The organism is Stenotrophomonas sp. STEN022 (assembly GCF_056760155.1).
In genome coordinates this window covers 1-18,555 of sequence record NZ_JBRREG010000057.1, presented here as the reverse complement: position 1 = coordinate 18,555, position 18,555 = coordinate 1, and the positions used below count along the sequence as shown (strand labels likewise).

Here is an 18,555-nt window from a genome sequence, read left to right as displayed (position 1 = left end):
ATTCCAAGGTCGGCACAGTTCAGTCACCTGTTATGGAGGTATGCATGGCCCCTGATCTCATCCCGCTGGCACAAGCACACTGCAGCCCGCGCCGGGGCAGCGAATATCGGCTCGGGCAGGCCCGCGTCGCCGAGCTGCTACCGCAGGTCCCCGGCTGGGAGCTGGCCGAAAACGGCCAGGCCCTGACCCGTACATTCCGCTTTGACAACTACCACGGCACCATGGCATTCGTGAATGCATTGGCTTGGGTTGCGCACCGCGAAGACCACCACCCCGACCTGGGCGTGCACTACGACCGTGCCGTTGTGCGCTTTTCCACCCACGATGTGGGCGGCCTGAGCGAAAACGACTTCATCTGTGCCGCCAAGGCATCCGCACTAACGGAGCAATGACATGAAATTGCGTCTGCTATTCGCTGCAATGGGTACCGTGGCTGCACTAAGCGCCTGCAACTCCTCCGACCAACCGGCCGCACCGGCCGTCGCCCCGACCGAAGTGGCTGCCGTGCAGACCCCGCCACCGGACTATCCGGCCGAACTCGCCTGCACCGGCGTCGGCGGCAAGAGCGTGCTGCGCGTGGTGGTTGGCCCGCAGGGCACGCCTACCGAGGTCTCGCTGGTCACCAGCAGCGGCAACAGCCAACTGGACGACTCCGCCGCGCGCCGCGTGCGCGAGTGGAAGTTCAACCCGGCCACCCGCAACGGCCAGCCGGTGCCCACCACCATCCAGGTACCGGTCAGCTTCAACCCGCCGGACCCGAAGCCGAACGAGTGCTTTGCCATCGAAGAACGCGCGCGCCGTGGCGGCTGAGCCGGTAACGGCCGGCGCGCATGCACGCATTCTCCAGTGACAACCTCTGGCTTGCGTTCAGCCTGACCTTGGCTGCCGGCCTGGCCACGGCTGTCGGCAGCCTGCTGGTCCTGTTCTCCAGGCGCCCGAATCCACGCCTGTTGGCGTTCGGGTTGGCCTTTGCCGGCGGAGCGATGGTCTACGTCTCGCTGTCGGAGATCCTGAACAAGTCGATCAGTTCGTTCGCCCAGGCCTATGGCGACCGCCTCGGCTATACCTACGGCACCTTGTGGTTCCTCGGCGGCGTCCTGCTGGTAGTGCTGATCGACCACCTGGTTCCGAACCCGCACGACAGCCTGGACAAGCAGGACCCGGCCTTCCACGACCACAGCCACACGCAGATCCGCCGGGTCGGCCTGCTCAGCGCGATCGCCATCACCGCGCACAATTTCCCGGAAGGACTGGCGACTTTCTTCGCCACTCTGGAAAGTCCCTCGGTCGGGTTACCACTGGCGTTCGCCATCGCCATCCACAACATCCCCGAAGGCATCGCCATCGCCGTGCCGGTGTATCTGGCCACTGGCCGCAAGTCCTACGCCTTCGGCGCCAGCCTGCTGTCGGGCCTGGCCGAACCGGTAGGCGCAGCCATTGGCTACTTCCTGCTGGCGGACGCCCTGTCCCCAGCCACCTTTGGCGCGGTGTTCGGACTGATCGCCGGCATCATGGTGTTTCTGGCGTTGGACGAACTATTGCCGGCCGCCAAGCGCTACGCCCATGGCCACGAGACCGTTTACGGGCTGGTGATCGGCATGGCAACGATTGCGGTGAGTCTGGTGCTGTTCAAGTGGTAGGAAGCTCGGGCTGATAGCCAACCTTGCCAAGCCTGAAATCGGATCCCTTGTGGGAGCGGCATGAGCCGCGAAGCCCGCATATCATCAGATAGCCGGGATGCAGGGCCCAAGCAAGGTCAGCTTCGCGGCTCACGCCGCTCCCACAAACCCTGCCTCTCCCCCCAATCCTGGCTTCAGCCCCTCAAAGCTTGTTCAGCGCATCCACCAGATCCGGCGGCAGCGGCGCATTCAATACATAAGGTGTCTTGCCGCCGTCCAGCGCGAACTCCAACGAGGCTGCGTGCAGGAACAGTCGCTTCAGCCCGATCTGCTCACGAAAACGCTTGTTGACTGCAGGATCGCCGTACTTGTCGTCACCTGCCACCGGGTGACCGATGTGCTGGGCGTGCACGCGGATCTGGTGGGTACGGCCGGTTTCGATCCGGACTTCGCAGTAGGATTGCCCGCCGCGACGCTCCAGCACCTTGAAATGACTCAACGAGGGCTTGCCGATCGCATTCACCTGAACGTGGCGTTCGCCGCCCTGGCGCAGGCCGACATGCAGCGGTGCGTCCACACTCATCACACCGTCCGGCATGCGCCCGGCCAGCAAGGTCAGGTAGCGTTTCTGGATGCCGCCGTGGTCCTCACGCAGCAAGGCCTGCAGCTCGACCAGAGCTGAGCGTTTCTTGGCCAGGATCAGCAGGCCGGAGGTGTCGCGGTCCAACCGGTGCACCAGCTCCAGGTTCATGTTCGGCCGTAGCGCGCGCATGGTCTCGATCGCACCGTGGCTGATACCGCTGCCACCGTGGCTGGCCACGCCGGTCGGCTTGTTGATCACCAACAGCTTGGCGTCCTCGAAGACGATGGCTTCTTCCATGCGCTGCAGGAAGCTGCTCGGCGGCGGCGTTTTGTCTCCAAGCTCGTTGAGATTGACCGGCGGGATACGCACCTCTTCGCCGCCGTCCAGCTTGCGGTCGGCCTTGGCACGGCCGCCGTTCACCCGGACCTGGCCACTGCGGACCAGTTTATAGACCAGGCTGCGTGGCGCGCCCTTCAGCTGACCCAACAAAAAGTTGTCCAGTCGCTGTCCTGCCCTGTCTTCGGGCACTTTGATCATGCGCACGCTGCTCTTGGCGGCAGGCGGTGCTTGGGGCTTGTCAGAATCAGTCATCGGCCTATTTATTCTGCTACACTCGGGGGGCGATATAAGGGTTTGATTTCGTTGGAAGTTGGTCAGGGCCAGAAGCCCCGCTCCCTACGAATCCGGCACAGTGCGCGGCCACCGCCCCCGGGGCGGCCATGTTAGCGGCTCGTCGGCGTTCCCGGCCATCGCCGGATGCCAAAAAAGCATCCGAGCTGGACGAAACCCATGTCCCGCGCGACGCCATCGGCCACGGCCGCGGGCGGCCGCCGGCCCTGAAACACCTAAAACAAGAAAGAAGCGCTCCCGCGGCCTGCCGTGGTGTCGTAGCGCTGGAAACCCAAGCCGCCCTGCCCGCGCCTGCGCGAATGGGCGGCGAACCGTGTCCAGAGGCGAAACCCCATGGCGTTCCGCGCGGTAGCAGCGCGCGAGGAACGCACAATGAAGCGAATGCTGATCAATGCCACGCAGGCTGAAGAACTGCGCGTGGCCATCGTCGACGGGCAAAACCTGTACGACATCGACATCGAACAGCCGTCGAAGGAACAGAAAAAGTCCAACATCTACAAGGGCCGCATCACCCGTCTTGAGCCGTCGCTCGAGGCTGCCTTTGTCGAGTACGGCGGTGACCGCCATGGCTTCCTGCCACTGAAGGAAATCTCCCGCGATTACTTCCAGGCGGGCGTGGACCACAACAAAGCCGGCATCAAGGAACTCCTGCGCGAAGGCCAGGAAATCGTCGTGCAGGTCGACAAGGAAGAGCGTGGCAACAAGGGCGCCGCCCTGACCACCTTCATCTCCCTGGCCGGCCGCTACATGGTGCTGATGCCGAACTCCCCCTCTGCCGGCGGCGTTTCCCGTCGCATCGAGGGTGAAGACCGCGCCGCCCTGAAGGAAGCGCTGGACAAGCTGAACATCCCCGACGACATGGGCGTGATCATCCGCACCGCCGGCGTTGGCCGCGATGCTGAAGAGCTGCAGTGGGATCTGGACTACCTGTTGCAGGTCTGGCGCTCGATCGCCGAGGCCGCACTGACCAAGCCGGCCCCGTTCCTGATCTACCAGGAATCGCGCCTGATCGTGCGCGCGCTGCGCGACTACCTGCGCTCGGACGTCGGCGAGATCCTGGTCGACACCGAAGAGCTGTACGAGACCGCACGCGACTTCATGCAGCAGGTGATGCCGCAGACCCTGCGCAAGCTCAAGCATTACAAGGACGACATCCCGCTGTTCAACCGCTTCCAGATCGAATCACAGATCGAGGCGATCTACGAGCGCAACGTGCGCCTGCCGTCCGGCGGCTCGATCGTGGTTGACCAGACCGAAGCGCTGACCGCGATCGACGTCAACTCGGCCCGTTCCACCAAGGGCAGCGACATCGAGGACACCGCCTTCCAGACCAACCTGGAAGCAGCCGAAGAAGTCGCCCGCCAGCTGCGCCTGCGCGACCTGGGCGGCCTGGTGGTCATCGATTTCATCGACATGTCCTCCAGCAAGCACCAGCGCGAAGTCGAAAACCGCCTGCAGAATGCGCTGAAGTACGACCGTGCCCGCGTCCAGCTGGGCCGCATCTCGCGCTTCGGCCTGATGGAAATGAGCCGCCAGCGCCTGCGCCCGAGCCTGGGCGAATCCAGCCAGATCGTCTGCCCGCGTTGTGACGGCCAGGGCCGCATGCGCAGCATCGAGTCGCTGTCGCTGTCCATCATCCGCGTTGCCGAAGAGCATGCGATGAAGGAAAACACCGGACAGGTGCTGGTCCAAGCCCCGGTCGAAATCGCCAATTACCTGCTCAACGAGAAGCGCAGCGCCCTGCGTGAAATCGAGCAGCGCCATGACGCGCCCATCGTCATCGTTGCCGACGAGCAGTTGCACACCCCGCACTACGAAGTCACGCGCCTGCGCGACAACGAGCTGGGTGAAGAGTCGAGCAAGCCCAGCTACCAGCGCGGCACCCCGCGCAAGCTGCCGGTGCATGCACTGACCAAGGCACAGCTGAACATCCCGGCGCCGGCCGTGACCCACGTCAAGCACAGCCAGCCTGCGCCCGTCCGTGAAGTCGTCGAAGCCGCCCCGGCTCCGGCACCGGTTGCTGCACCTGTCGCGCCCGCCGCTGGCGGCGTGATGGGCTGGCTCAAGCGCGTATTCGGCGGCGAGCCGGCACCGGCAGCACAGCCGGCCCAGCCACAGCGCCAGGACAACGGCCGCAACAACCGCAACGAGCGCGGCAACCAGCGCCGTGATGGTCGCAACGGCCAGCAGGCTCGCGGTGGCAACGGCAATGCAAATGCTGGCGGCAACGCCAACGGCAACCGCCGTGATGAGCAGCGCCGCGAAGATCGCCGCCAGAACGCTGACAAGCCGCAGCAGCAGGGCCAGCAGCAGGCGCAGAACAACGCCCAGCAGCCCAAGCAGCGCAATGAACAGCAGCGCGGTGATCAGGCCCAGCAGCAGCCCAAGCAGCAGCGCAACAACGAGCAGCAGCAGGCCAAACAGCCCAAGCAGCCGAAGCAGCCCAAGCCGCAGCAAGACACCGACAAGCAGGTCCAGCAGCAGAACGCGCAGGCCGAGAAGCCCGCACGCCAGCAGCAGCCACAGCAGGACGCCGCTCGCGCAGCTGCACCGGCCGTCGCGGCACCGGTGGTTGCCGCAGCAGCGATTGTGGCAAACGAAGCCGTTGCCAACACCGATGCCGCGGTGAAGGAAAACACCATTGCTGCCGAGATCGCCAAGCCAGCGGTCGTCTCCGAGGAGCAGCCAGCAGTGGCTGTGGTCGTCGACGAGAACGGCAACCCGGTTGCAGCAGCCGAAGACGGTGCCGGCGAAGCCGGTGGTCGTCGTCGTCGCGGTCGCCGCGGCGGCCGTCGTCGCCGTCGTGGCAACGGTGAAGGTGCCGTCGGCGGTGAAAACCTGGGCGGTGACGAGGATGGTCTGGACGCTTTTGATGACGCCGATGGCGAAGTCAATGAGGCCTCGGCCAAGCCCGCCAGCAGCCAGCCCGAGTTCGAGTTCGATGACGAGCCCGCAACTCCGGCCGCTCCTGCTTCCGCTCCAGTAGCAGCCAAGCCGGCTGTTGCTGCACCGGTGCAAGCTGCTACAGCCGTTGCTGCGGTTGCTGCTGCAGCACCTGCCGCTGCTGTCGAAGTGTTTGCTGTCGAAGCAGCCGTTGTCGAAGTGGTCGCACCAGCGTCGGTCGCTCCCGTCGAGGTGGCAGTTGCCGCCGAACCGGCAGTGATCAAGCCGAACAGGCAATTGCTGCCCCTGCAGAAGCCGCCGCCGAAGCCGTCATCGCAACCCCGGCTGCCGTCGTGGTCGAAGCACCTGTCGCCGCTCCGGTGGTTGTCAGTGCACCGGTAGTGACCCCGGCATCGATCGAGCAGGCCGCGCCTGTTGCACCGGTCAACACAGTGCCGCCCCCCGTCAGCACCCTGCAGCCGGAACCGGCCGTAGTTGCAGCGCCGGAGCCCGCAGCACCGGAGAACGGGCAGCTGTTCGCCCAGACCGCGGTTGTTGAGGAAAGCGCTGAAACGCCGGTCGTCGAGACCGTAGCGCCAGCACCCCTCGTCGTCGCGGCCCCGGCCGTGCATGCCGACAGCACCGTGACCGAAGCCGAGGCCGAGAAGCAGGAAGACGAACAGCCGCGTAACGGCTGATCCGTCAAGTTTGTGCAAAAACGGAAAGCGGCCTTCGGGCCGCTTTCTGCGTTTCTGGACCACGTAACCGCAGCGGCTGCGCTTCAAGCCTCTTGTGGGAGCGGCGTCAGCCGCGAAACACGCACATCATCAGAGGGCACAGCCGCCGGGGCTTGAGCAACGCCAGCTTCGGGGCTCACGCCGCTCCCGCAGGCGAAGGCTGGGCTGGCGTGCCCCGCAACGCCAAAAAACAAAAAGAGCGCAACGTTGCCGCTGCGCTCTTCTGATTCAACTGCACTCGAAGGCTCATTCTGCAGAAAAAGCCTGGCAGAAGCTGTACTGGCCTCAGATCGCCTTGCTGGGATCGCCCACGCCGTACTGCGCGGCAAGCCTGGCCAGGGCGATGTTGTCCTGCACCCCCAGCTTCTGGAACAGGCGTGCCTTATGGGTGTTCACGGTCTTGGCACTGAGACTCAGGCGACGTGCGATTTCTTCCTGGCGGTGCCCCTGGATCAGCAACAAGGCTACTTCAAGTTCGCGCGGCGAGAGCAGATCAAACGGCGACTCACCGCCTTCCAGATTGGACAGCGCCAGATTCTGCGCAATGCTGGTCGCCAAATAACGCTTGCCGATGGCAACGTCATGCACGGCACGGATCAACTCTTTCGAGTCCCCACCCTTGCCCACGTAGCCGGAAGCACCAGCCTCCAGCAAGCGCTTGGGCATTGGCCCATCTTCCAGCACGGAAACAATGATTACCTTGGTGCCGTGGTCGCCCTTGACGATGCGCTCGGTGATCTCCAGTCCACTGAGGCCCGGCAGATGCAGATCACACAGTACGACGTCGGGCTTGAGGCGGCGGATCTGCGGCAGCGCGACATCGCCGCTGTCCGCTTCACCGACGACTTCTATCCCGGTTTGCCCCGAAAGAATCATCCGAATGCCCGTGCGCACAAGTGCGTGGTCACCGACGACTTCTATCCCGGTTTGCCCCGAAAGAATCATCCGAATGCCCGTGCGCACAAGTGCGTGGTCATCGATAAGAAAAACGCTGATGGTCATGAAGGATTCCTCGCGGCGAGGTGACAGTTGAAGCCTTGGGCGCGGCAAAATCCGAGCATGCGAGGCGACGGCCCTCCCCCGTCCCTCATGGCAAGGCCATGTGTATTATCAAGCAGAAGTGGCCCAACTGGGCTCTATCGGACACCCGCTCGCAGGAAATGTATCTGTTGTTTTGAGCATCAGGATGATGCGGTTTATGTGCCTGCGGCTGGCGAGCTCACTATGCCGTCGCAGCCAATACTGTATCCATCAGGTCAATTCGTCCAATGACTTAGGACTTCTCTTACCTTTTGGACACTACCAATTGCAGTGCACCTCAGGGCGCGGGCAAGGACCAGCGCCGACGGAACATCACCATATACACGCCTGTTACCCAGATCGTTGCGGCACACCAGCCACCAAGGATGTCCGAGGGGTAATGCACCCCCAGATAGACCCGTGACAGGCCAACCGAAACGACAAAACCGCTGACCAGCGCTACCACCGGCCACCGCCAGCGCGTGCGCCAGGTCAGAAACACCAGGGTCAGTGCCAGCGTCATCGAGCCCATCGCGTGCCCGCTGGGGAAACTGAACGTGCTTTCCGGCGCGATCGATTCCCACAGGCTCGGGCGCTCGCGCTGGAAGATCTGCTTGCTGCCCAGGTTCAACAGCGCCGAGCCGATGAATGCCATTGCCGCGAATGCAGCCTTGCGCCAGCGCCGCCGCACCAGCAACACCGCCACGATCACGATGTCCAAGGGGATGACGCCCCACTGATAGCCAAGCTTGGACATCAGCACAAAGAAGCCATTCAGGCCGGGCGTGGCCATCGCATGCATGCGCAGCAGCAGGACCGCGTCGAAATGGAAGACTTCAGCCTCATGGATCTCGTCGGCCAGGGCCACGAAGCCGGCCAGCGGCAGCAGCACACCGATGAACAACACCACCAGCCGCCACGTATTGTGGGCGAGCCAGCGACGCAGACCGGCAGCTTCGCTCCGGGAATCAACCGGAGCTTCGGGCATACCGGGTCTCGACATAGTCATCAATCAAGGCGACGAACTCGTGGGCGATGTTCTCACCGCGCAGGGTGATCTTCTTCTCGCCGTCGACGAATACCGGCGCCGCGGGGGTTTCGCCGGTGCCCGGCAGCGAAATACCGATATTGGCGTGGCGCGACTCGCCCGGACCGTTGACGATGCAACCCATCACCGCAAGCGTCATGTTTTCCGCGCCGGGATGACTGACGCGCCACACCGGCATCTTTTCGCGCACGTGGTTCTGCACCACCTTGGCCAGCTCCTGGAAGAACTCGGAGGTGGTACGGCCGCAGCCCGGGCAGGCGGTGACCATCGGCGTGAAAGCGCGCTGACCGGTGGTTTGCAGCAACTCCTGGGCAACGATGACTTCCTGCGTGCGCGACTGGCCCGGTTCGGGCGTCAACGAGATACGAATGGTGTCGCCGATACCTTCCTGCATCAACACCGCCAGCGCCGCCGACGAAGCGACGATGCCCTTGCTGCCGATGCCAGCCTCTGTCAGGCCGAGGTGCAGGGCAAAGTCCGAACGCTGCGCCAGATCGCGGTACACCGCGATGAGTTCCTGCACGCCGCTGACCTTGGCCGACAACACGATGCGATCGCGCGGCAGGCCGAGTTCAACTGCGGTCTCGGCCGAATCCAGCGCCGAGCGGATCAAGGCCTCACGCAGCACGCGACCGGCATCCCACGGCTGCGCACGCTGGCTGTTCTCGTCCATCAGCTTGGCGGCGAGTGCCTGGTCCAACGAGCCCCAGTTGGCGCCGATGCGCACCGGCTTGTTGTACTTGATCGCGAATTCGATCAGCTGCGCGAACTGGGTGTCTTTCTTCTTGCCGAAGCCGACGTTGCCCGGATTGATGCGGTACTTGGCCAGTGCCTCGGCGCAGGCCGGTTCAGCGGTCAGCAACTGGTGACCGTTGTAATGGAAGTCGCCGATCAGCGGTACGTCGATGCCCATCATCGCCAGCTTCTCGACGATGCGCGGAATGGCCGCTGCCGATTCGGGATTGTTGACGGTCAGTCGCACCATCTCCGAGCCCGCACGCCAGAGCTCGGCCACCTGCTTGACGCTGGCAGCCACGTCGGCGGTATCGGTATTGGTCATCGACTGCACGACCACGGGATTACCTCCGCCCACCTTGACGCCGCCGATGGCGACGGACTGGGTGATGCGGCGGGGCCACGCGGTAGCGTCGGTGGGCGGTGTTGGGCGGGTCACGGCGTCATGCATGGCCCATTTTAGCGCGACAGCCACCCGTACGGCATGAACCTTGGATTGCGTGGCAGCCACCGCGACAGCATACGATTACCCCCATGGAAACCCGAGACACCTCTTTTCTTCGCACCCTGTGCAGCCTGCGCTGGCTGGCCACCGCCGGCCAGGCCGCCACCATCCTTGTCGCCACCTGGCTGTTGGGCCTTGAACTGCCGCAGGAGCCGCTATGGGCCGGCGTCGCCGTGCTGGCCTTGTTCAACCTGTACGTGCAGCTGCGTGTGCATGACAGCGACCCGGCACCGGTTACTGCCTTCGGCCATATCCTGGTCGACGTCACGGTGCTGACCTGGATGGTGGGTTGGAGCGGGGGCATCGCCAACCCGTTCGGCTCGCTGTTCCTGATCCTGATCGCGCTGGCTGCGCTTGCCCTGCCACTACGCTGGACCCATGCGGTAGCTGCCGCATGCGTGGCCGGCTATGCACTGAGCGCGGTGTTCGGGCTACCGCTGAAGGGCGGCTACTTCGACACGATGAGCCTGCACCTGTGGGGCGCAGCGGCCAACTTCCTGCTTTCAAGCGTGGTGGTCCTGGTATTCTCGACCCGCCTGGCGGCTGCACTGCGCGAGCGTGAAAACCAGTTGGCGATGCTGCGCGAACGCTTCGTCCGCAACGAGGGCATTGTCGCCCTGGCCACGCATGCCGCCTCCGTCGCCCATGAGCTCAACACGCCATTGGCGACCATGACCCTGCTTACCGACGACATCGTCGAGCAGGGCGCCGCCACCCCGGAAATACGCGACGACCTGGAAACCCTGCGCGAGCTGCTGGTGCAGTGCCGGGAGAAGGTGCTGGCGCTAGCTGCACCCGCCGAAGGTGCAGGCAGCCGCGCACCGGTATCCATCGCCAGCGTGCTCGAGCAATGGCGGCTGGTGCGCCCGACCATCCAACTGCGACGCAACCCCGACGCGCCGCTGCAACTGAAGCTGGATCCAGGCATCGGCCACCTGCTGCAGGTACTGCTCAACAACGCCGCCGACGCCGGCGAACACGCCGGCCGCGCGCAGATCGACCTGGATATACGCATCCACGAGGGCCAGCTTTACGGCGAGGTGCGCGATTACGGCCCCGGCTTCAATGCCAATGATGCCGCCCTGCCCGGCACCTTGTTCAATAGCGGAAAAAGCAACGGCATGGGTGTCGGCCTGGCACTGTCGCATGCCACCATTGAGCGTCTGCACGGCGAACTGTGGATGCGTCCGGCCGAAGGCCGGGGAGCACGCGTCGGCTTTCGCCTGCCGTTGAACAACATCGAGGTAAGTCCATGAATGCTGCAGCCACCCACGGCCTGCTGGTCGATGACGACCCGCTCTATCTGCGCACCTTGCAGCGCACCCTGGCCCGCCGCGGCATCGAAGCCATCACCGCCACCGACATCTCCAGCGCCATGCAGCTGGCCACGCAGACGCCGCCAGCATTCGCATTGATCGACCTGAAGCTGGGCAGCGAATCCGGCTTGAACCTGATCCAGCCGCTGCGCGAGTTGCGCCAGGACATGCGTATCCTGCTGGTCACCGGCTATGCCTCCATCGCCACCGCGGTGGAAGCGATCAAGCTCGGCGCGGATGACTACCTGCCGAAGCCGGCAACGGTGCAGATGATCCTGCGCGCGCTTGGCGAGGAGGACGAGGGCGGCGAGGAGCCGGAGGATGTTGAGCCGCCGGACGCGATGACACCGATCAGCCGCCTGCAGTGGGAGCATATCCAGCAGGCGCTGCATGAGACCGGCGGCAATGTGTCCGCAGCCGCGCGCTTGCTCGGCATGCATCGGCGCTCACTGCAGCGCAAGCTGACCAAGCGCCCAAGCCCGGAACGGGACCCGAACAGGTAACCCCGCTTTCGGTAGTGCCGAGCCATGCTCGGCAAGGGCCTTCACCGTAATGCGAAGGCCTTACCCCTCCCCAACCCTCCCCTTGCCTTCGGCAAAGGGAGGGAGCAAAAAAAAAGCCGCGCATCTCTGCGCGGCTTTTTCTTCAAACAACAACCCACTGTCAGCGCAATCGCGCCAACAGCTCCCGGGTCATCGGGTCGGCAATCTCCACCGCTTCGCCTTGAACGGCAGGCAACAACTGGCTGGCCAGCTGTTTGCCCAGCTCGACACCAAACTGATCGAAGGCATTGATGTCCCAGATCAGCGACTGCACGTATACCGCGTGTTCGTACATGGCAATCAAGGCGCCCAACGACTGCGGGGTCAACGCATCCAGCAGGATCATCGTGCTAGGGCGACCACCCGGGTACTGACGGTGCGGGTCTTCGCTGTCCTGGCCGTTGGCCAGGGCTTCGGTCTGCGCCAGCAGGTTGGCCAGCAAGGCCTGATGGTTGATCTCGTAGGGATCGTCATTGTGCACGCAGCCGATGAAATCGGCCGGCACGATGCTGGTGCCTTGGTGCAGCGCCTGGAAGAAGCTGTGCTGCACGTCCGTGCCTGCACCGCCCCACCACACCGAGACGGTGTCGCCATCGACTGGGCTGCCGTCGCGCTTGACCCGCTTGCCCAGGCTTTCCATCACCAACTGCTGCAGATAGGCCGGCAACAGCGCCATGCGCTGGTCATAGGTCATCACCGCGTGAGTGGCGTAGCCCAGCACGTTGCGGTTCCAGATATCCGTCAGTGCATGCAGCACCGGCAGATTGCTCGCCAATGGTGCAGTGGCCGCGTGCGCATCCATCTGCGCCGCGCCTTCCAGCAACTGCCCGAAGCGCTCGAAACCGATTGCCAAGGCAATGGGGAAGCCCACGGCCGACCACAGCGAGTAACGACCGCCCACCCAGTCCCACATCGGCAGCACGCGCTCGGCGGCGATGTCGAAGGCCTTGGCGGCGCGCTCGGGGTTGGCACTGACGGCGTACAGACGCTCGCTGCCACCCAGCCAGTCGCAGAGGATGCGGCCGTTGAGCAGGGTTTCCTGGGTGCCGAAGGTCTTGGAAATCAGGATGCCGGCGGTGGTCGCCGGGTCCAGCGTCGCCAAGGTGCGCTGCATTGCCGCGCCGTCGACGTTGGAGACGAAATGCACGCGAAAACGTGCGCCGGATACCGGACGCAGCGCATCGGCAACCAGACGCGGGCCCAGATCCGAACCGCCGATACCGACACTGACGATATCGGTGACGTTGCTGGCTTCCAGCGCCTTGATCAAGCCACCCATCTGCGCCTGCACCGCCACCGCTTCTGCACGTGAGGCCACGGCAACCGGCGCATCGCTGGCGTCGCCGCGCAGCGCGCTGTGCAGCACCGCACGATCTTCGGTGTGGTTGATCTTCTGGCCAGCGAACAGGCGCTGGAAACCGCCGGCGACATCACGCGCGGCGGCCAGTTCCAGCAGGGCATCCAAGGCCGCGCGGTCGTATTTCTGCCGCGCGAAATTCACATACAACGGACCGACTTTCAGCGCCAGGCGCTGCACCCGGTCAGGCTCTGCAGCCATCAGCGAGGGAATGCCGGTGCCCTGCAGACGCTGGGCGTGGGCGTGCAATACGTCGAATCCGTTGTTGGTGATCATGCGGCCTGTGTGGGGATGCTGTCGTTGGTGTGGGAAATGCGGTTGTCGCCGTCAACGTAGACCAGCTTGGGCTTGAACGTGCTGGCTTCTTCTTCGCTCATGCCGGCGAACGCGGCGATGATGATGATGTCGCCCACCTGCACATGGCGCGCTGCGCCGCCGTTGAGCGAGATCACGCCGCTGCCGGCTTCCGCGCGCAGGGCGTAGGTGGTGAAACGGGCACCGTTGGTCACGTCCCAGATGTGCACCTGTTCGAACTCGCGGATGCCGGTGGCCTGCAGCAGGTTGTCGTCGATCGCGATGGAGCCTTCGTAGTTCAGCTCCGAATGGGTGACGGTGGCGCGGTGAATCTTGGTCTTGAGCAGGGTGAGTTGCATGACAATGCCGAAACTGCGTGAGAAAGGGCGCAGTCTAGCACCGCTGTGCCGCCCTGCCCGCACTGCAACATGACCTTCTCCGCAACCCTCCCGCACAGACAGCAATGGCGCCACAAGGGCGCCATTGGCTGTCATCCGGAAGCTTGGCAACGGACAAGCAAAGTCCGCCTACTGCCCTATTCAGAACGCACGACTTCAGAACTCAATGTTGTCGATCAGGCGGGTGGTACCAAGCTTGGCCGCCACCAACGCCACACGAGGGCCTTCGTGACTGTTGCCCGGCTCGCTCAGATCGGGCATGCGCACCACCGCGTAATCCACCTGGTAGCCGGCAGCCTGCAGCTGTGCTGTTGCCTCCCGCTCCACCGCAACCCGTTCGGCCCCACCCAGATAGGCATCGCGCGCAGCCAGCAGCACCTTGCGGATTACCGTGGCCTGCGGCCGGACATCAGCAGTCAGGTATTGGTTGCGTGAGCTCATCGCCAGACCATCGGTCTCGCGCACGATCTCGCCGCCGAGGATCTGGATCGGGAACGCCAGGTCGGCAACCATCTGCTGGATCACCGCCAGCTGCTGGTAATCCTTGCGCCCGAACGCAGCCACATCCGGCTGCACCTGGTTGAACAGGCGGCTCACCACCGTGCAGACACCATCGAAGTGTCCCGGGCGGTGCGCGCCTTCCAGCAACGAACTGACACCGGGAACGTGCACATTGGCGGCCAACTCCACGCCAAACGGGTACATCGACTCCACCGTCGGCAGCCACAGTACGTCACAGCCGGCCTTCTCCAGACCACTGGTATCGGCTTCGGGTGTACGCGGGTAGCGGGTGAAGTCCTCGTTCGGACCGAACTGGGTCGGGTTGACGAAGACGCTGGAGACCACCTTGTCAGCGTGCTCACGCGCCAGCTTCACCAACGAGTAGTGGCCGGCGTGCAGGTTGCCCATGGTCGGCACCAGCGCCACGCGCAGGCCCTCGCGCTTCCAGCCGCTGACAATGGCGCGCAGCCGGGAAAGTTCGGTAACGGTTTCGATCATGATGCGTAAGCGTGTTCTGCGTCGGGGAAGATACCGGCGCGCACGGCGTCGGCATAGGCACGGACGGCACCGGCCACCGAGCCGCCTTCGGCAAGGAAATCCTTGACGAACTTGGGACGTCGGTGACCACTGTCCAGACCGAGGAAGTCATGCAGCACCAGCACCTGTCCGTCGCAATCCGGACCGGCACCAATACCGATGGTGGGAATCGTGATTTCGGCGGTGACGCGGCCGGCAATCGGGGTCGGCACGCACTCCAACACCAGCAGGCTGGCACCAGCCTCGGCCACGGCCTTGGCATCGTCGAGCAGCTGCTTGGCAGCATCGCCACGGCCCTGCACGCGGTAACCGCCCAGGCGCAGCACCGACTGCGGGGTCAGGCCCAGGTGCGAGCAGACCGGGATTTCGCGCTCGACCAGGTGACGGATGATGTCCAGCTTGAAGCCGGCACCTTCGATCTTGACCATCTCCGCGCCGGCCTGCAGCAGCTTGAGCGAGGCATCCAGCGCGCGCTCGGCGGTGGCATCGGCACCGAACGGCAGATCAGAGATCAACAGCGCGCGCTCCAGTACGCCAGCGACCGCGCGGGTGTGATAGACCACGTCGGCAACGCTGACCGGCAGCGTCGAGTCATGCCCCTGCACCACCATGCCCAGCGAATCGCCGACCAGGATCAGGTCCACGCCATTGGCGTCGAAGGCACGGGCAAAGCCGGCGTCGTAAGCGGTCAACATGACCAGCTTCTGGCCATTGCGCTTGGCCTCGGCCAATGCGGGGACGGTCCAGGGCTTGCTATCTGCGTGTGTGCTCATGTGGTCATAACGGTGGCTTATGAGCCGACCATTATCCCCCTATCGGGTCGATACCGCAGGTATTGATGCCTACCAATACGTCCCGCACTGTTCCATGGCCCGGAATCAGGGCGTCTGGCGCCACGTCGGCCAAGGGCAGCAAGGCGAAGCCGCGCTGGTGCAGGAAGGGATGCGGCACCTGCAGCTGCGGCAGGTCGATCACCTGCTCGCCGTACAGGAGCAGGTCCAGATCCAGCAGTCGCGGCCCCCAATGCTGGCCCGGCTCACGCACCCGCCCGAACTGCTGCTCGATCGCCAGCAGCTGCTCCAGCAGCGCCGGCGCCGGCAGTTCGGTCTGCAACGCAACGGCGGCATTGATGAAGTCCGGCTGCGCCTCATTGCCCCAGGCCGGCGTGCGATACAGGCGCGAACTGGCCAGCAACTGCACACCCGGCAGCTGCGCCAGCACATCGATTGCCGAACGCAAGGCTGCAGGCGCGTCCCCAAGGTTCGCGCCCAGCCCGATACAGGCTACAACCATGGCTGATTACTCGCCTGCGGTCGCGCTACCACCGCCGCTACGGCGACGACGGCGACGTCGACGCGGTGCCGCGCCAGCTTCCGCCTCGCCATCGGCATGCACCGAATCCAACCCGGCGCCCACTTCGTGCCCGGCCTCAGCCTGGGCTTCGCGCCAGAATGCGATGTCCTCCTGGTGCTCGCTGGAAGCGGCCTGACGCAGGGCCAGGAAATCGAACGCCGCGCGGAAACGCGGATGGCTCAGGGTTCGCAGCACACGCTTGCGCTGGCGGGTACTGAAACGCGACTGCAGCAGCCAGATTTCCTGCATCGGCAGCGAGAATCGGCGCGGCAGGGCAATCGTGCTCAGCTGATGCAAAGTCACCCGGTCGGCGGCACGGCGTTGCGCCTCTTCCGGCGCCAGACCCTGCTTCTGCAGGCCGATCAGCGCGCGGCAGAAGGCCGGCCACAGCAGCAGCGCGAACAGGAAGGCCGGCGACACCGGCTCCTCGTTGGCGACACGTTCGTCGGTATTGCGCAGGCCTTCGATCAGGATGCGGCGCAAGGCGCCAGTGCGGTTGCTCTTCAGCGCGGCAGCGCTCTCGGGGAACAGCACCGCCAGCAGGCCGTAACGCTCCAGCCCTTCAAAGCTGGCCACGCCATGCCCGGACAGGAACAGCTTCAGCACTTCCTCGAACAGACGGGCCGGCGCAGCCTCGCTCAGCAAGGAAGCAAGGCGCGGAATCGGCTCGGCGGTAGCTGCTTCGATATCGAAGTTGAGCTTGGCCGCCAGACGCACCGCGCGCAGCATACGCACCGGATCTTCGCGGTAGCGCTGTTCCGGATCGCCGATCAACTTCATCCGGCGCTCCAGTACATCTTCAAAGCCGCCGGTGTAGTCGCGCACCGAGAAATCCTCGATGGCGTAATACAGCGCGTTGCAGGTGAAGTCGCGACGGACCGCATCGTCCTCGATGGTGCCGTAGACGTTGTCGCGCACCAGCATGCCGTTCTCGACCTCGCGGTCGCCGCTGCCGTCATCGCTGTTGGCGCGGAACGTGGCTACTTCGATGATCTCGCGGCCGAACACCACATGCGCAAGGCGGAAGCGGCGGCCAATCAGGCGGCAATTGCGGAACAGCTGCTTGACCTGCTCCGGGGTGGCGTCGGTGGCCACGTCGAAATCCTTGGGGCGTCCACCTACCAGCAGGTCGCGCACCGCGCCACCAACAAGATAGGCGCCGAAGCCGGATTCGCGCAGACGGTAGAGCACCCGCAGCGCATTGGGACTGATATCCCGGCGCGAGATGGTGTGCTGGTCGCGCGGGATCACGCGGACGGTGAACGGCGTTGTAACTATGGAATTGATGTTGGCGCTTCCAGTTGGGTTTACGGGATTGCCGAGCGGCAACCAGATGCATATACTAGCGCGCTCGCCAGACGCGACCAAACGCTCCCTTCGTCTAGTGGTTAGGACGTGGCCCTCTCAAGGCTAAAACAGGGGTTCGAGTCCCCTAGGGAGCGCCAACTCCGTCTGCGAATGCAAAAGCCCCGCCCTGCGGGGTTTTTTGCTTTTTACACCTGCCAGCGCCCCAAGGCCCTGGCTCCGGCATGTTTCTTTGCGCCTGCAGCCCTGGCCAATGAGAATGCCCCCGCCCAGCCCCTGCATCCTGATCTAGAATTGCAGGGTTCAAAGCCGGACCCCACCATGCCTTTTGTCGTTACCGAAAACTGCATCAAGTGCAAACACACCGATTGCGTTGAAGTCTGCCCCGTGGATTGCTTCCACGAAGGCCCCAACTTCCTCGTGATCGACCCTGATGAATGCATTGACTGCACGCTGTGCGAGCCCGAATGCCCGGTCAATGCGATCTTCCCGGAAGATGACGTGCCCGCCGGCCAGGAAGGTTTTGTCGCGCTCAATGCCGAGCTGGCCAAGGCCTGGCCGGTGTTGACCATACGTAAAGACCCGCCGGCCGATGCCGCCGAGTGGGACGGCAAACCAGATAAGCTGAAGCTGCTGGAACGCTGAGCCGCCGCATAGCCAGCCCAACAGCCAGCCAATGAAAAGGGCGCCCGCTTACGCAGGCGCCCTTTTTTATTGCCCCGCCAGCGCGATCAACCGACCAGCTTGGCCTTCAGCGCGGCGATCAGCTTGGTTGCAGCGGCGTCAGTGGCCGGCATGCCGCGCGGATCGACCGCCGACACATAGGCGCCAGCGTCGGTTGCGACCACGCGCACCAGGAAGTTGCTGCCTTCGTAGGCGACATCGTAGGAGCCCAGCAGCTGCGCACGGCTGGCGATGGTCAGGCCTTCGACGCCGGCAAGCGCGTCGCCGACCTTGCCGAACACGTCGTCACGGCTGCCGCTGACGGTAAAACCGCTCTGCGACGAGGCAACAGTGGCGGCCGGGGTTGCCGCAGGCTTGGCTGCCGAGGCCAGTGCCGGGATCGGAGCCGAGCCGGCGGTGTTGGGCAGGTTCAGATCCGGCGGCACTTCCAGCGGGCGCGCTTCCGGGGCCAACGCGTAGTCGCCGCGCGCACCGCGCTTGAAGAAGCAGCCAGAGGTCGCCACAGCGG

General features: G+C 64.4%; 17 protein-coding genes, 1 tRNA gene and 1 pseudogene. 8 read left to right on the top strand and 11 right to left on the bottom strand.

The window, feature by feature from the left end:
- Positions 1-44: 44 nt before the first annotated feature.
- The 3 genes from ACVOMF_RS12835 to zupT are packed head-to-tail and all read left to right on the top strand — an operon-like array spanning position 45 to position 1,640.
- Entirely contained in the window at positions 45-392 is a 348-nt protein-coding gene (locus tag ACVOMF_RS12835; protein ID WP_282273013.1) for a 4a-hydroxytetrahydrobiopterin dehydratase, read from the top strand.
- Position 393: 1 nt separating this feature from the next.
- Positions 394-810: an energy transducer TonB gene (locus tag ACVOMF_RS12830; protein WP_481509644.1), complete on the top strand. Its 417-nt coding sequence runs from the start codon at positions 394-396 to the stop codon at positions 808-810.
- A 20-nt stretch (positions 811-830) separates the two neighbouring features.
- Positions 831-1,640: a zinc transporter ZupT gene (zupT, locus tag ACVOMF_RS12825; protein ID WP_481509643.1), complete on the top strand. Its 810-nt coding sequence runs from the start codon at positions 831-833 to the stop codon at positions 1,638-1,640.
- Positions 1,641-1,821: 181 nt separating this feature from the next.
- Here the strand turns inward: zupT and ACVOMF_RS12820 are convergent, their stop codons facing one another.
- Positions 1,822-2,793, bottom strand: coding sequence for an RluA family pseudouridine synthase (locus ACVOMF_RS12820; protein ID WP_481509642.1), 972 nt, complete (start codon positions 2,791-2,793; stop codon positions 1,822-1,824).
- A 411-nt stretch (positions 2,794-3,204) separates the two neighbouring features.
- Here ACVOMF_RS12820 and rne point away from each other — a divergent pair.
- Positions 3,205-6,413 (top strand): annotated as a pseudogene (gene rne, locus ACVOMF_RS12815) (ribonuclease E).
- Between the two features lie 324 nt (positions 6,414-6,737).
- On the opposite strand, the gene ACVOMF_RS12810 reads toward rne, so the two are convergent.
- The 3 genes from ACVOMF_RS12810 to ispG all read right to left on the bottom strand — a co-directional run bounded on the left by ACVOMF_RS12810 (position 6,738) and on the right by ispG (position 9,706).
- Complete coding sequence (locus tag ACVOMF_RS12810; protein WP_481509641.1) at positions 6,738-7,454, bottom strand: response regulator; 717 nt, start codon at positions 7,452-7,454, stop codon at positions 6,738-6,740.
- A 316-nt stretch (positions 7,455-7,770) separates the two neighbouring features.
- Entirely contained in the window at positions 7,771-8,460 is a 690-nt protein-coding gene (locus ACVOMF_RS12805) for a phosphatase PAP2 family protein (protein WP_481509640.1), read from the bottom strand.
- Positions 8,441-9,706, bottom strand: coding sequence for a flavodoxin-dependent (E)-4-hydroxy-3-methylbut-2-enyl-diphosphate synthase (gene ispG / locus ACVOMF_RS12800; RefSeq protein ID WP_481509639.1), 1,266 nt, complete (start codon positions 9,704-9,706; stop codon positions 8,441-8,443). Before ispG ends, ACVOMF_RS12805 begins: the two co-directional genes overlap by 20 nt.
- An 83-nt stretch (positions 9,707-9,789) precedes the next feature.
- On the opposite strand from ispG, the gene ACVOMF_RS12795 reads away from it, so the two are divergent.
- Positions 9,790-11,016 carry an ATP-binding protein gene (locus tag ACVOMF_RS12795; RefSeq protein WP_481509638.1) on the top strand — a complete coding sequence of 409 codons (1,227 nt, stop codon included), beginning with the start codon at positions 9,790-9,792 and terminating at the stop codon, positions 11,014-11,016.
- Positions 11,013-11,579 (top strand): response regulator transcription factor, encoded by a 567-nt coding sequence (locus ACVOMF_RS12790; RefSeq protein ID WP_282268178.1) that lies wholly within the window; start codon positions 11,013-11,015, stop codon positions 11,577-11,579. The genes ACVOMF_RS12795 and ACVOMF_RS12790 overlap by 4 nt, the downstream gene beginning before the upstream one ends.
- A gap of 160 nt (positions 11,580-11,739) precedes the next feature.
- Here the strand turns inward: ACVOMF_RS12790 and pgi are convergent, their stop codons facing one another.
- The 6 genes from pgi to pcnB all read right to left on the bottom strand — a co-directional run bounded on the left by pgi (position 11,740) and on the right by pcnB (position 17,387).
- Positions 11,740-13,251, bottom strand: a complete 1,512-nt coding sequence (gene pgi, locus ACVOMF_RS12785) for a glucose-6-phosphate isomerase (protein ID WP_481509637.1) — start codon at positions 13,249-13,251, stop codon at positions 11,740-11,742.
- The gene (panD, locus tag ACVOMF_RS12780) at positions 13,248-13,628 is read right to left on the bottom strand and encodes an aspartate 1-decarboxylase (RefSeq protein WP_481509636.1); all 381 of its coding nucleotides are present in this window, start codon (positions 13,626-13,628) and stop codon (positions 13,248-13,250) included. Before panD ends, pgi begins: the two co-directional genes overlap by 4 nt.
- A gap of 195 nt (positions 13,629-13,823) precedes the next feature.
- The gene (panC, locus tag ACVOMF_RS12775) at positions 13,824-14,666 is read right to left on the bottom strand and encodes a pantoate--beta-alanine ligase (RefSeq protein WP_481509635.1); all 843 of its coding nucleotides are present in this window, start codon (positions 14,664-14,666) and stop codon (positions 13,824-13,826) included.
- Positions 14,663-15,478: a 3-methyl-2-oxobutanoate hydroxymethyltransferase gene (gene panB / locus ACVOMF_RS12770; protein WP_481509634.1), complete on the bottom strand. Its 816-nt coding sequence runs from the start codon at positions 15,476-15,478 to the stop codon at positions 14,663-14,665. The genes panC and panB overlap by 4 nt, the downstream gene beginning before the upstream one ends.
- A gap of 31 nt (positions 15,479-15,509) precedes the next feature.
- On the bottom strand, positions 15,510-15,998 hold the full coding sequence (gene folK, locus ACVOMF_RS12765; RefSeq protein ID WP_481509633.1) for a 2-amino-4-hydroxy-6-hydroxymethyldihydropteridine diphosphokinase: 489 nt from the start codon (positions 15,996-15,998) through the stop codon (positions 15,510-15,512).
- 6 nt (positions 15,999-16,004) lie between these two features.
- Positions 16,005-17,387, bottom strand: coding sequence for a polynucleotide adenylyltransferase PcnB (gene pcnB, locus ACVOMF_RS12760; protein WP_481509632.1), 1,383 nt, complete (start codon positions 17,385-17,387; stop codon positions 16,005-16,007).
- Between the two features lie 41 nt (positions 17,388-17,428).
- On the opposite strand from pcnB, the gene ACVOMF_RS12755 reads away from it, so the two are divergent.
- Positions 17,429-17,503 (top strand) — tRNA-Glu (locus tag ACVOMF_RS12755).
- Between the two features lie 181 nt (positions 17,504-17,684).
- Entirely contained in the window at positions 17,685-18,008 is a 324-nt protein-coding gene (gene fdxA / locus ACVOMF_RS12750; RefSeq protein WP_481509654.1) for a ferredoxin FdxA, read from the top strand.
- A gap of 86 nt (positions 18,009-18,094) precedes the next feature.
- On the opposite strand, the gene ACVOMF_RS12745 is transcribed toward fdxA, so the two are convergent.
- Positions 18,095-18,550: a hypothetical protein gene (locus tag ACVOMF_RS12745; RefSeq protein ID WP_481509653.1), complete on the bottom strand. Its 456-nt coding sequence runs from the start codon at positions 18,548-18,550 to the stop codon at positions 18,095-18,097.
- Positions 18,551-18,555: the final 5 nt, after the last annotated feature.